General features: G+C 56.9%; 13 protein-coding genes. 5 read left to right on the top strand and 8 right to left on the bottom strand.

Annotation, left to right across the window (positions count from 1 at the left end; genetic code table 11):
• Positions 1-7 precede the first annotated feature (7 nt).
• Positions 8-1525 (top strand): tripartite tricarboxylate transporter permease, encoded by a 1518-nt coding sequence (locus ACYVIT_RS21010; protein WP_415804422.1) that lies wholly within the window; start codon positions 8-10, stop codon positions 1523-1525.
• On the opposite strand, the gene ACYVIT_RS21015 is transcribed toward ACYVIT_RS21010, so the two are convergent.
• The 3 genes from ACYVIT_RS21015 to ACYVIT_RS21025 form a co-directional block, all read right to left on the bottom strand.
• Positions 1496-2524, bottom strand: coding sequence for a glycosyltransferase family 9 protein (locus ACYVIT_RS21015; RefSeq protein ID WP_415804423.1), 1029 nt, complete (start codon positions 2522-2524; stop codon positions 1496-1498). The two genes, ACYVIT_RS21010 and ACYVIT_RS21015, sit on opposite strands and share 30 nt — an antisense overlap.
• Before the next feature lie 287 nt (positions 2525-2811).
• The gene (locus tag ACYVIT_RS21020) at positions 2812-3798 is read right to left on the bottom strand and encodes a ketopantoate reductase family protein (protein ID WP_415804424.1); all 987 of its coding nucleotides are present in this window, start codon (positions 3796-3798) and stop codon (positions 2812-2814) included.
• 138 nt (positions 3799-3936) lie between these two features.
• Positions 3937-4848, bottom strand: coding sequence for a LysR substrate-binding domain-containing protein (locus ACYVIT_RS21025; protein ID WP_415804425.1), 912 nt, complete (start codon positions 4846-4848; stop codon positions 3937-3939).
• A gap of 97 nt (positions 4849-4945) precedes the next feature.
• Between ACYVIT_RS21025 and ACYVIT_RS21030 the strand changes: the two genes are divergently transcribed.
• Positions 4946-6022 (top strand): tartrate dehydrogenase, encoded by a 1077-nt coding sequence (locus tag ACYVIT_RS21030; RefSeq protein WP_415804426.1) that lies wholly within the window; start codon positions 4946-4948, stop codon positions 6020-6022.
• Positions 6023-6060: 38 nt separating this feature from the next.
• Here ACYVIT_RS21030 and ACYVIT_RS21035 read toward each other — a convergent pair whose 3' ends face one another.
• Both ACYVIT_RS21035 and ACYVIT_RS21040 read right to left on the bottom strand, forming a co-directional pair.
• Positions 6061-7047 (bottom strand): Bug family tripartite tricarboxylate transporter substrate binding protein, encoded by a 987-nt coding sequence (locus ACYVIT_RS21035; RefSeq protein ID WP_415804427.1) that lies wholly within the window; start codon positions 7045-7047, stop codon positions 6061-6063.
• A 45-nt stretch (positions 7048-7092) separates the two neighbouring features.
• Positions 7093-8514 carry a CoA transferase gene (locus ACYVIT_RS21040; protein WP_415804428.1) on the bottom strand — a complete coding sequence of 474 codons (1422 nt, stop codon included), beginning with the start codon at positions 8512-8514 and terminating at the stop codon, positions 7093-7095.
• Between the two features lie 103 nt (positions 8515-8617).
• Here ACYVIT_RS21040 and ACYVIT_RS21045 point away from each other — a divergent pair, with 103 nt between their 5' ends.
• Positions 8618-9514: a LysR family transcriptional regulator gene (locus tag ACYVIT_RS21045; protein ID WP_415804429.1), complete on the top strand. Its 897-nt coding sequence runs from the start codon at positions 8618-8620 to the stop codon at positions 9512-9514.
• Between the two features lie 30 nt (positions 9515-9544).
• Here ACYVIT_RS21045 and ACYVIT_RS21050 read toward each other — a convergent pair whose 3' ends face one another.
• Both ACYVIT_RS21050 and ACYVIT_RS21055 read right to left on the bottom strand, forming a co-directional pair.
• Positions 9545-9895 carry a DUF1330 domain-containing protein gene (locus ACYVIT_RS21050; RefSeq protein WP_415804430.1) on the bottom strand — a complete coding sequence of 117 codons (351 nt, stop codon included), beginning with the start codon at positions 9893-9895 and terminating at the stop codon, positions 9545-9547.
• Positions 9896-9983: 88 nt separating this feature from the next.
• On the bottom strand, positions 9984-10793 hold the full coding sequence (locus ACYVIT_RS21055; protein WP_415804431.1) for a helix-turn-helix domain-containing protein: 810 nt from the start codon (positions 10791-10793) through the stop codon (positions 9984-9986).
• A gap of 145 nt (positions 10794-10938) precedes the next feature.
• Between ACYVIT_RS21055 and ACYVIT_RS21060 the strand changes: the two genes are divergently transcribed.
• Positions 10939-11244, top strand: a complete 306-nt coding sequence (locus ACYVIT_RS21060; RefSeq protein WP_415804432.1) for a helix-turn-helix domain-containing protein — start codon at positions 10939-10941, stop codon at positions 11242-11244.
• Positions 11244-12479, top strand: a complete 1236-nt coding sequence (locus ACYVIT_RS21065) for a type II toxin-antitoxin system HipA family toxin (protein WP_415804433.1) — start codon at positions 11244-11246, stop codon at positions 12477-12479. The genes ACYVIT_RS21060 and ACYVIT_RS21065 overlap by 1 nt, the downstream gene beginning before the upstream one ends.
• 4 nt (positions 12480-12483) lie before the next feature.
• Here the strand turns inward: ACYVIT_RS21065 and ACYVIT_RS21070 are convergent, their stop codons facing one another.
• Positions 12484-13665: an MFS transporter gene (locus ACYVIT_RS21070; protein WP_415804434.1), complete on the bottom strand. Its 1182-nt coding sequence runs from the start codon at positions 13663-13665 to the stop codon at positions 12484-12486.
• Between the last annotated feature and the right edge of the window lie 108 nt (positions 13666-13773).

Genomic DNA, 13773 nt, shown 5'->3' on the forward strand with positions numbered 1-13773 from the left:
ACCTCAAGTGGATGAACTGACCGCGTTATTCCATGGCTTTTCTACAGTGCTCAGCTGGTACAACCTGGGCATGATGTTCATCGGCCTGGTGCTAGGCGTCATCATCGGCGTGCTGCCCGGCCTGGGCGGCCCGAACGGCGTGGCGATCCTGCTGCCGCTGACCTTTACCATGCCGCCCACCTCAGCCATCATCATGCTGTCGTGTATCTATTGGGGATCGTTATTCGCGGGCGCGATTACATCGATTCTCTTCAACATTCCAGGGGAAACGTCTTCGGTGGCTACCACCTTCGATGGCTATCCGCTGGCGCAACAGGGCCGTGCCGGCAACGCGCTGACCGCGTCGTTCACGGGTTCGTTTGTGGGCGCGCTGTCAGGCGTGTTGCTGATCACTTTTCTGGCGCCCCTGGTGTCCAAGTTCGCTTTGCGCTTTGGCCCGCCGGAATTCTTTGCCGTATTTCTGCTGACATTCTGCAGTTTCGTAGGCACAGATAAAAAGACGCCGTTCAAGACCATCATTTCCATGATGTTGGGCTTTGGTTTGGCGGCAATAGGCATGGACACTGTCAGCGGCGAATTGCGCATGACGTTCGGCTGGTCGGAATTGCTGCGTGGCGTGGATTTCCTGGTCGTCGTGATCGGACTTTTCGGTATCGGCGAAATCCTGGTCAGCATGGAAGAAGGCCTGAAATTCGAGGGCAAAAGCGGGCGCATCAATCTCAAAGTGGTGCTGCAAACCTGGAAGGAAATGCCCAGATACTGGATGACGCTGATACGCAGCACGATAGTCGGCTGCTGGATGGGCGTGACGCCCGGCGGCGCCACGGCAGCGTCATTCATGGGCTATGGATTGGCTCAGCGGTTTTCGCGCAATGGCCATAAATTCGGCACCGGCGAGATTGAGGGCGTCATTGCACCCGAGACCGCCGCTCACGCGTCGGGTACATCTGCCTTGCTGCCCATGCTGGCATTGGGTATCCCGGGCTCGGCCACGGCAGCCGTGTTATTGGGCGGTCTGATGATCTGGGGCCTGCAGCCCGGCCCGCTGTTGTTCACCGAACAAAAAGATTTCGTCTGGGGCTTGATCGCCAGCATGTATCTGGGCAATTTCGTGGGCCTGATCATTGTGCTGAGCACTGTCCCATTGTTTGCCGCGATACTGCGCATCCCCTTTGCCATCGTTGCCCCCATCATCATCGTCGTATGCGCCATTGGCGCGTATTCGGTCAATAACGCCATGCTCGATGTGTGGTTCATGCTGCTGTTCGGGGTAATAGGCTATGTGCTGAAAAAGCTGTCGTACCCGCTGGCGCCCATGATCCTGGCGCTGGTCCTGGGAGATCGCATGGAGGACGCTTTCCGGCAATCCATGCTGGGCCCGGGTACTGGCCTGCACGTATTCTGGTCCAACGGCCTGGTCGGAACGATCACCACGCTGGCGCTGATCATGCTGTTATGGCCGTTGGTATCCCTGCTGTGGCGCGTGGTCCGTAAATCAGGCCGCGACACGGTCGCGCAGCATTGACCCGGACGTCAAAGCGCCGGCTTGTCCCTCCGTGGAGCGCTCCTGGGCACTTAGCCAAAGAGGGCGCGGCGTCTGCAACACTCGAGAACACGCCGCGGCCACTTGGCCCGGCGAGACTAATTGAATGTCGACACGCCCCGGTTCAGGGCACACCGCCTCGGTATAGGATCGTGCCCAGAACCACTCGGGATTGGCTTCGTTGAACACACCGACATAAGGCACGCATACGCCCTGCCCAATGTGCGACGGGCCGCAGTCATTGGCGACAATCAGCCGTGCGTTGAGCATCAGCGCGGCTAATTCCGGCACGGTACGGCCAACGACGAGTTCAAAATCCGGCCGATTCAATGCCTGAAGAGCAGTCCGCTCGGCGGCCTCGGCAGGGCCTAGGACAAAGCTGAAGCGGGTATCGCTTCCTAACGTCGCCTTGAGCATGTCGGCCAGGGCGACGAAATTGGCTACACCCCAGCGCTTGAACTCCCCATCGCCGCCACCGGGGATCAGGACGATATCCGCTGAGGCACCAGGCTGCGGAGCCAGCGCGGCGATGCTCGCAAAACAATCACGCGCCGTGATTTCGGGCTGCACAGGCCGATAAGTCCCTAGGAGGGACAAATTAGCCAGACCGATGTATTCATTGATGTCTTTGCGCCAGCCGTGCGTCCAGATGAAATCCAGCAGGCGGTTATTTTGGAACCCTAGCCGCACTTTGGGCATGCGCAGCATATTGACGATGGCGTAGCGCTCGCTGCTATGGTGCAGACACACCGCGATGTCCGCCCGCCACGGCATTGCGCGCGCGGCGGCGTACAGGCTATCGACCTGCACAAACTCGTCCACCCAGGGCAAAGGCAAATAGTAGCCAGACACGGCATGCTGTCCAACCACTCGCAGCCTGGCCTGCGGCCACCATTGCTTTAGTTGATAAAGCGCTGGGAACGAGGCGATCTGATCACCGAACTTGGCCCGGCTGCGAATATAGACAGCGATATCTTTCATACGTACCGAATAACCCCTGTGCGGGGAACATCACGCGGCCGATTTTAGCTGTGGGCAGCCCAGAAAGTCTGCTGAATTATGAATAAATGGTTAGATTTTTTACGTTCTTACCCGAAGCATGAAATATGAAATTTCATAGGAGAACTGAGTATCTACGAGTGATCGCACCGCACCAATTATGAACAAACGGTAATGTATTTCTGCCAGATCGCGGGTTCACTACGGAAGATATCGGGCAGGACGGTTACGAACGCAACGGCGTTCGATAACCGCCTCGCGATTTTTTGCTATTTCTGCACACCCAATGCGAGCGCCTGATCCAGGCCGCGCAACAGCCCCACCACGGTATCCAGATATGGGGACGCAATACCTAGTTCCCGGGCGAACTGCTGTGGTTGCCCCAATAGCGCCTCCGCCTCGATCCGCCGGCCCAGCAGCACGTCTTGCAGCATCGACGGCCGGCCGTTGGATGCCAATTGGGTATTGACTGCCCCCAGAGCGTGCTCATCGGTAATTGGCGATCCGAGCGTACGCGCGATGTTGGCTACCTCAAGCGCCAGCCCGCGCTGAATGTCGGGTAGACCTGGAATTTGAGAGCAATGAGCCGATGCCAGCCTCGTCAACGCACAAAACGGGCTGCCCACCGCGTTGCGCAGCAGTTTTCGCCATATTTCGTAGCGGATATCGGCAGTCGTCTCGCCACCCAGTCCAGCGCTGCTGAACAACTCGGCCAGCCTGCCCGCCCGTCCCGGCAAACGGCCATCCGGCTCGCCGAAAATATAGCGATTCACGCCGCGATGCAGCGCACGCCCCGGCGCCTCGACCTCGTTGGCCGAATAAATCACGGTCCCCAACGCACGTTCTGGGCCAAGACGATTCCAGAGCGCGCCGTCGGGATCGAGTAAAGGCAGCGCCCCGTCCCCCTTGTTCCAGCCATAGTTCCACCACCAAGGAATGCCGTTCGACAGAAAGGCGACGACACCATCAGGCGTCAATAGCTGGCGCAATGCGTCGGCCTGTGCAGGCACACTCGCGGCCTTTAGCGCGACGAGCACGATATCCTGAGGCGGCAGCGTCGCAGGGTCATCAGTGGCGTGATCAAAATGGGCATGCCATTGCTCTCCATCGATATGGCGCAATGACAAACCATGCGAACGGATAGCCGCCAAATGCGGGCCCCGCGCCACGATACTTACCTCTCCCACCCCTGCACTAGCGAGTCGCACTGCCACATTGCTGCCGACCGCACCGGCGCCGAATACGCAAATCTTCATGTCGTCCTCAAGCTGAAGCCCGCATGGCGGAATCGCCTACAGTCGCGGGAAATCGATCTCCGATTGTAGAGATGCCGCGCTTGCATGACGATTGCCGGATTGCACACCGACGTCAGCATCACCCCTATCTATCGAGCGCTACCGGCCTGATATCCCCTGCTCTCGCAGATAGGTCTCCAAAAATTCCACACATACCCGCACCTTGGCCGATGCGTTCAACCGCGACGGATACACTGCCCAGATGTTGGCTTGCTGCCGATACTGCGGCAGCACATGCACTAAACGCCCTTGCTCGATCAGCGGATTCACATCCCAGGTCGAACGCAGGATGATGCCGCGCCCATCCACAGCCCAGTTCACCGCCATCTCTCCATTGTTGGTCGACAAAGGGCCACGCACCTTTACTGTGTGTTCGCGCCGTCCACGCTGCAGCCGCCACACTCCGAAGGGATGATCGCGCTCTTTGATCACGAGACAATCGTGTGCCGCCAAGTCATCCAGATTCCTGGGCATACCATGAGCCTGCAGATACGCTGGCGATGCGCATAGCACGCGATGGTTGTCAGCCAACAGCCGCGCAATCAGATGCGGGGCGATCTCGTCGCCCACACGAACGTCCAGGTCATAGCCCTCTGCCGCGACATCGATCAATCGGTCGAATGCCTCCAGGTGTACCTGGACGGAGGGATGCTGTGCCGAGAATGCGGATAACGCAGGCGCGACCACGCGCCGCGCGAATCCGAAGCTGCTGCACACGCGTAACGAACCTTGAGGTTCGCCGCGCGTCACGCCCACCTCTTCGATCAAATGGTCGACATCATCCAGAATGCGCTGCGCCCAGTGGTAGATGCGCTCGCCCGCCTCACTCGTCACCACGCGGCGGGTGGTGCGATGAAACAGCGAAGTCGCCAGCGCCTCCTCCAGCACCCGGATCCGCTTGGTGACATAGGCCGGTGACATGCCCAGGCCTGCGGCGGCGGCGGAGAAACTGGACGAACGCACGACCGCACAGAATACGCGCAGATCAGCGGGCAGAACATCATTATTCATGATTCGTGCATATTAATTTCACAATATTGGCCATTGTAGATACTTCGTGCACCTTCTACCATGGGGCTCGCTTTTCACTTCTATCGAGTACGCCCCCATGACCCAATCATTCAAAATTGCCGCCATTGCCGGTGACGGCATCGGCAACGAAGTCCTGCCCGAAGGCCTGCGCGTCGTCGAAGCCGCCGCGAAACGTTTCGGCCTGCCGCTGGAGATCGTCCATTTCGACTGGGCCAACTGCGACTATTACGAAAAGCATGGCGAAATGATGCCGGCAGACTGGAAAGCGCAGTTGCAGGAGTTTGACGCGATTTTCTTTGGCGCGGTGGGCTGGCCCGCAACGGTGCCCGATCATGTCTCACTGTGGGGATCGCTGCTGAAATTCCGGCGTGAGTTCGATCAATACATCAATCTGCGCCATGTGCGCCTGTTTGACGGTGTGCCCTGCCCCTTGGCCGGCCGCAAGGCAGGCGACATCGATTTCTATATCGTGCGCGAAAACACCGAGGGTGAATACACCAATCTGGGCGGCTGCCTGTTCCCCGACACCGATCGTGAGATTGTGATCCAGGAATCGGTATTCACGCGCCACGGTACGGATCGCGTGCTGCGCTATGCGTTCGATCTGGCCCAAAGCCGCGATCGCAAACATCTGACGGTCGCGACCAAGAGCAATGGCATCGCGGTCAGCATGCCCTGGTGGGATGGCCGCGCCAACGCCATGTCGGCAAACTATCCCGACATCACGGTGGACAAGCAGCACATCGATATCCTGGCAGCGCGTTTTGTGTTGCAACCACAGCGTTTTGATGTGGTGGTGGCGTCGAATCTGTTTGGCGATATCTTGTCGGATCTGGGCCCTGCCTGCGCAGGCACGATCGGTATCGCACCGTCGGCGAACCTGAACCCGGAGCGCAAGTTTCCGTCGCTGTTCGAGCCCGTGCACGGCTCTGCGCCGGACATCTATGGCAAAGGCATCGCCAACCCCATCGCCATGATCTGGTCGGGCGCATTGATGTTGCAGTTCCTGGGCAGCGACGACGCCCATGATGCCATTTTGCGTGCGATCGAAGACTGCTTGAAATCAGGTCCGCGGACACCGGACCTGGGCGGCGATGCGCGGACCGAGGACATCGGGCGTGCGATTGCGGAGCATGTTGCAGCCAGATCCTGATCTGGCTGGCCGGGGCGCTGACGATGCCAACGGTATCGCTAGCCTCCCGCTTTCAAGCCGAGCCGTTTGATCGTCTCGCTCCATCGGGAATACTCGGACGCCACATAATCCTGGCAGGCCTTCGGATCTTTGTTCATCAGCTCCGCCCCCTGAAACCGCAGGCTCTTCTGCACATCAGGATCCTTCAAGGCTGCTTGCAATGCAAGGTCCAGTTTCTTCAGTATCTCAGGATCCGTGCCTTTGGGCGCGATCAGCACTTGCCACGTACCCGCGTCGAACCCTTTCAGCGCGGGTACGACCTCACTGAGGCTGGGCACATCAGTCAAACTGACGGATCGTTTTTCCGAGGTCACGGCAAGCGCCTTGGCTTGGCCATTCTGGATGAATGGCATCGCACTATTGAAGGAACCCGAATACATGAAATTCACGTTCCCACTGACGAGATCGGTCAATGCAGGGCCATTGCCTTTATAAGGAACATGCTGGAAATCCAGACCCAGACGATTCGCGATATCCATCGACACCAGGTGATCGATCGATCCGTTACCGGACGAACCTTGGAAATATTTTCCGGGATTCTCTTTGATTGCCTCATAGAACTGAGGCGCCGATGTCATGTTCATCGCTTTATTCGTCAAAAGAATGAGCGGAACGCTGACTGAGCAGCTGGCTGTCACGAACGCTTTCGTGGGATTCAGATCATCCCGCCCAAACAAAGGCGGGGCTGTCGTAATCGACGAGGTGCCATACAACAGGGTATAGCCGTCCGGTTTGGCACGCATCAATTCTTGCGTCCCGATGTTGCCGCCGGCACCAGGTTTGTTTTCGATGATGATAGGAACGTTCAGCTTTTGCGACACGGTCTTGAATAACACCCTCCCGATCGCATCAGTCGGGCCTCCCGGGGCAAAGCCGATGATCAATGTGATGGGTTTGGTGGGATAAGCTGACTCGGCATACGCCACGCCGGCCAAGCTGGTGGTTGTGGCGGCAGCGAGTGCGCACGCCCATCGTCCGATCTTCATAATGTCTCCTTCGCCCTGATTATTGGTATAGCAAGACCATGGAAGCTATTGCCATGCGGCATTGTGCGCACCATTGGGAGCAGGTGGCAGCGACCACTGCGCACGTGTACGCGAAAACTGTGCAACCGGCGGCAATTGCTGCAATGTGCCGTAAGCAGATTCCCGTGTTTCCAGCACCGGATTCAACGCTTGGGCAAAATGCCGGCGAGGTTGCATGGGATCAAAGCCACTTAACAGCCCCAACTCTTGCACCCACATCGATGTGCGCGCCAATGACACTTTGACGTGATAGCTACCTCCTTCTTGCGCGCGGCGGATCAATGCCTGCATCACGCCGGTAGCTCCTAGATAACCGGTCAGGTAATCATTCAGTAGATAGGGAGGCACAACGCGAGGTTTTCCCTGCGCGCCTTCTCTCACAGAGACGCCGCTTACCGCTTGGCCTAGTTGTTCGAATCCGCCACGCTGGCCCCACGGCCCCTCATCGCCGAACGCTGTCACCGACACATAGATAATGCCAGGCCGTATCAATGCTGCGTCTTGCGGGCCCAGACCGCGCCTGCTCATGCTGCCGGGCCTCCATGATTGCACCACAACATCGGCGCCGCTCATTAATTCCCTCACAGTCTGCAACCCCTGTTGGGTATCAAAATCGAGGAACGCGGACCGTTTTCCAATATTGGTATCGACCGTCTGACGAAATGGGTCTTGCATGGCCGGCGAGGTGATGCGCAACACGTCTGCACCGTGCTCGGCCAATGAGCGCGCCACGACAGGTCCGGCAATCACATGCCCTAGATCCAGCACGCGCAAGTGGTCCAAGGGCCGAAGGCTCGCTCGCGCAGGCTCTGGCTCACTATCATCGATCTTGATGACCTCGACGGCAGGCAACTGTGCCAGACGTCTGCCTTGAGGGTGACTTAGCCAATCATCCTGCGATCGGGCATAGATGCCCGGCAACTTGTGTTCGGCGAAGGCGTCCTCCAAGTCGTCGCCTTTCCAATGCGATATGGCCTTGGCCAGTGCCGACGCCGTGTTGGCGCAATCGAGCAGTTCCAGTACGCCGTCGCGCAAATGCGGATACGAGCCGATGGGGAAAAACCATTTATCGTCGGCCGTCTGATAGAAATCGGCCTTCAGCTCTGTCAACAAGGACAACGCAGGCAGGGCAAATCCACTCTGCGTCTGAAAATGCCCGGGATTCAATGAGCAGGCTGCCTGCATCCAATCAATGGCGACGGTCTGGTGCACACCTGTGGCCAAATGATGCCAACGCTCGACAGCGAGCGCATAGGCGCCGATGGCACTAGCAGCCGCAACTGTCAGCTTGTGCGGGGAATCGAACGTGGGACAAACCCCATGCAAACGCAGCCGGCGTTCCGGAGCGTCCTGCTTGACCCAATCATTTCCGAGCAACGCAGCAATAGCGCGATAAGTGTCTTGGGTTGAAGAAGCTGTCTCGCTCATTGAGTCTGTCCACTAGGGTGTTGATCCAGATACTCAGTCTAAGAACACGTTTTCTTCATGTCCAACATATAATTCAGCACTCTGTGAGACAAAAAATATCTTTATGCTGAATAGCCGATTACTGCGCCAATTCATCGCCGTGGCCGAGGAATTGCACTACGGCCGTGCAGCGCTGCGCGCAGGCATCGCGCAATCGCCGTTAAGCCAGGCCATACAGAAACTGGAGGCACATGTAGGCACCCCGCTGTTCATTCGCAATAAACGTAGCGTGGCCCTCACCCCGGCCGGCAAGGTATTCCTGGAGGAAGCCTATCAATGGCTGGCATACGAGCGCGTGGCCATCGAGCGTGCGCAACACGCCACCAGTGGTGAGATTGGCCAGCTGTCGATGGGATATATCGGCAGTGCGGGCTACGGATTCATGCCCGAACTGATCGGGCGATTCCGTCGCGAGTTTCCGCAGGTCAAACTGCGCGTTTTCGAGATGACAACACGCGATCAACTAGAACGGTTGAAAGGGCGATATCTGGATGTGGGCATGTTGCGCACGCCTTTGTCCAACGACGAAACGTTGCTCGCGTCGACGCCCTATCAACATGACCGGCTCATGGCGGCCCTGCCTCACAATCATCGCCTGGCTCGACGGAAAGCCATCTCATTGCGGGATTTGGAGCATGAATCTTTCGTAGCGTTTGCGCGGCAGCACGTACCGGCAGCGCACGCCCAGTTGATATCGGCCTGCGCCACCGCCGGGTTTTATCCCCGCATCGATCAGGAAAGTGCGCAAGTCGGCAGCGTCATTGGTTTGGTCGCTGCCGGACTATCCGTGGCTTTGGTGCCCAGCAACCTGCGATCCTTGATTCACCCAAAAGTCCGTTATGTCTCCTTATCGGATACCACCGAATTTCTGAGCCAAGAGGTGGGCCTGGCATGGCGCCGCGATGATGCGAATCCGGCATTGGCGGCGTTTTTGAGCGTGGCGAAGGCAATGCGCCACTAAGGGCTCGCAACGGCGTCGCCGTCAGACATGTCACGTTGGAATAACCGTGCCCACTGCCATTTTCTCGATCAGCGTCACCGACGAATAATCTGCCGGCACGCCGTCGATCAGAAAAATCGCGCCTTTCGAATTGCGTGCTCGCAAAGGGATCAACTTGCCATACGCGTCCGACGCATACCATCGGCGAGCATGGTCGATCGACGGAAACTCGATGATGATGCAATCCATGTTCATGGCCCCTTCCAGGACTTCGGCGTGGGCGCCATGCACGATAAATCGCCCATCGAAGGGCTTCATCGTGCTTTCTATGGTGCTGATGTATTCGATGATTTCGGCGTTGAAATCAACATCGGTGAGCAATCCTATGGCATACGCAGGCATACTATTCTCCGTAGTGAGCGTGAATGTTGAGTACATACTCAGAATACGGAAGCCTGATTGCGCGGTCGATTACCTCTCAGGTAATGGTCTACGGACGCAGCAGAGCCTCTGTCTCGGCATCTGCCGGATAGAACAACTCAATACACAGTTCCTGCAGCGTAATATCCTGCGGCGTGCCAAATGTCGTCAACGTAGTAAACAAAGACAAACGCCCCATGGGCAGGTCGAGAACACAGGGAACTAAGAGCGCGTGGATACCGGTGCTTTTGTTTTCGCTGCGCGAGGCCAGGACGGCCTGTACATTGGGGTAGCTGAGGACGTCGGCTTCCAACTGCTGTAAACCCGTATCGTGGCTGCTTTCAACTGCAGTGCGCAGATTGTGCAGCAGATGACGAGCCCAGTCAGAGAAATTGACGGTGAACCGTGCGAGCCCCTCCGGATGTAGCGACGCGCGATAGACGTTCAACGATGGCTCTCGCAGCGAAGACGGCAGCAACTCAGCCAATGCCATGCCCGCGCGGTTGGCTTGCACCACGTTCCATTGCCGATCGAGCGCAAACCCGGGATAGGGGTGATGAGCATCCAGCAATCGGCTCAATGCGGCCTGCACGGCCTGCATATCCCGGGATTGCAGCGTGCGTTGCGTAAACGTCGGGGCATATCCGGCCGCCACGAGTATTTGATTGCGCTCTCGCAGAGGAACATCCAACCGCTCAGTAAGGGCCAGCAGCATATCGGCGCTGGGTCTGGAGCGAGCGGTCTCAACGAAGCTCAAATGACGCGTGGAAACGCCTACGTCCAGCGCTAGCGCCAGTTGACTGAGATTACGCCGACGACGCCAGAAGCGAATGAGTTGACCGACCTGCTGAGTGCCTGGCGAAGCAAAAGAATCGGCCATTTATGCAGCCCTCTTATTAATGTGTATTTATGCATCAAGCACCCAATTTGATATATAAAACAACATCAAACTCCCTGCCACCTTCGAGCTTTTGATGTATATTAGCTAATCATATAGGATTTTTTATTAGCTATTGGATATCAATATGCGTTACGAGCTAGAACAGATCGCCGAGCAATTGCAGCGCGTTCGCATAGCCCAAAACCTGAGCCAACGTGAACTCAGTCAGCTCGCTGGCGTGCCTCAAGCGCACATATCCAAAATTGAAAACAAGCAGGTGGATCTGCGGCTCTCCAGCCTGGCGGCCCTCGCCAATACGTTAGGCCTGGAGGTCATGCTCATCCCTCGGCAGGCCATTCCCGCGGTGCAGTCAATTGCACGCCAGATGACTAGTGCATCATCGCTCTCCGAACCAAAGCCTGCCTACTCTTTGGACGAGGATGACGACTGATGCACGATATCTCTTTTCTAACCGTCCTCTTATACGGTCAACCTATCGGCACACTAAGCCATGTAGGCCATGATCAAACACTATTTTCATTCAACGAGTCATACATTCATGACTCAAACAGGCCAACGCTAGGGCTGCGTTTCAAAGACGCCTTTGACCAACTGCTGATCGACTTCAAGCCGCATCGCATGAAGCTGATGCCGTTCTTTTCCAATCTGCTACCAGAAGGTCCTCTACGACGGTATCTTGCATCATCGGTTGGTGTGCACGCAGAACGCGAGTTTTCTCTGCTGTGGGCATTGGGCCAGGACTTGCCTGGTGCCATCACGGTCGTACCCTCGGATACGCAGCCCTGGCCCACTGAGGCCACCACGCTTCCCAGCCGAACGCCGCGACAATCAACAGAAGATCATGCGTTGCACTTCTCATTGGCGGGTGTGCAATTAAAATTTTCCGCGATGATGAATGTACGCGGTGGCATGACGATTCCAGCCCATGGCGTCGGCGGACACTGGATCGTAAAGCTGCCATCCCGAGAATTCAGCCATGTGCCAGAGAACGAGTTTTCCATGATGACCCTGGCCAAATCTATCGGAATCAATGTGCCGGACATAGATCTCGTGGATGTCCGCGCGATCGACAACCTGCCACGAGGTATTGAACGCCTGGAGGGCAAAGCATTCGTCATCAGACGATTTGATCGGAAAGAAGATAACGGCGCCGTTCATATCGAAGACTTTGCACAGGTATTCGACGTATACCCCACCGAAAAATACAGCAAGGCCAACTACCGTAACTTGGCCACTGTGATCGCCGCCGAGTCCGGTCTTGAAGACATAGCGGAGCTTATCCGCAGAATCACGTTCAACGTCCTGATCGGCAATGGCGACATGCATTTAAAGAACTGGTCCCTCATCTATCCTGATCGACGGCATGCGCGTTTATCACCGGCTTATGACTTTGTCTCCACGATTGCTTATATCCCGGGAGACAGATCTGCGCTCAAATTCAGTCGAACAAAAGAGTTCTCAGGCTACACCATCGACGAGTTAAATCATTTCGTAGCCAAAGCCGCCCTACCGCGCAAGCTGGTTTTGGATGTCGTACAAGAGACAATCGCCTTGTTCACAGAACATTGGGGCAAGGAAAAAAAACATCTTCCGATGGACCAACATGTCAGAACGACCATAGACACGCATCTGGCAGCGTTGCCGATACTTTCTACTGCGATATAAGCCCTCAGCCCACGGTCGCCGCTCTAGGCTCTTTTTTATGGCGATATCCCAACCACGCCAACCCAACCAAAATCGCAAGCATGGGAACGAGGGACCCGACGTTCAGTATCGTCCACCCCTGCGTGGTGACCAACATTCCCGACGTCAACGAACTCAAGGCCATCACTGCGAATACGCAAAAATTCATCGTGCCTTGCGCTCTGTCTTTTTCCTCGGCTGTGTAGGTCGACAGGGACAAAGTCGTGCTGCCAGTGAACAGGAAATTCCAACCGACACCGAGCATGAACAGCGACGCGGTGAAATGATGCAGGTCAGTACCTGCGAGCGCTACGGCAATGCACAGGAGATTCAGCAAACCGCCGCAGGCCATCACGGACAGCGCGCCGAATCGTTTGATCAGATATCCCGTGAAAAAGCCTGGCGCAAACATCCCGATGACGTGCCATTCGAGCACAAATGCCGCATCGTCAAATGGCATGCCATGATGCTGCATGGCCAATGGCGTCGCCGCCATCAACAGGTTCATGACGCCATAGCTCAATGCACCCGCCCCGGCCGCAACGAGAAATGTAGGTTGCCGCGCGATCACCGACATAGGACGCCCGCCGGATACCGACGCGCGTTTGGGCGCCTCGGGAAAATCCATGCAGAACAGCAGCACCATCGCGACCAACGCGACCACCACCAACGCGAGATACGCCCCCATGAACGGGGTCGCGAGCCAGGCTTTTGAATATGAGGCCAGGTTAGGCCCCAAGACAGCACCCAGCAAACCGCCGGCCATCACCATCGAAACAGCCTTCTCGCGCGCCTCTGGCGCTGCGAACTCGGCAGATGCGAAACGATACAGCTGACCATTGGCGGAGTAATAACCCGCGATCATCGTAGCGGTGCACAACAGCCAGAAACTCTCGATGTAGGCAGCAAAAGCACACAGCAACGCGGACCCTGCCGCCACAACCAGTCCCAACACAAAACTGGTCTTGCGCCCGAAGCGCCGCTGCGTCCACGCCACCGGGCCGGTGCAGATCGCGCCCCCAACGACATACCCCATCACGGGCAAGGTCGCCAACCATCCGTAGGGCGCCAATGAGAATCCCACCAGGCCGTTGATGGCCATGAACGTGACGTTATTGGTCAGGAACAAGCCCTGCAGGATGGATAACAGCCAGAGATTGCGATTCATGGATCTGGAGGCAGCGATGCCCGGAAGATGGCCCGGGCATTACCTAATATGCATTTTCAATCTATACATATTACCAGTAGAGATTTAGGAACGCGTCCTTTAAAGAAA

It is taken from the genome of Bordetella muralis (assembly GCF_054781015.1).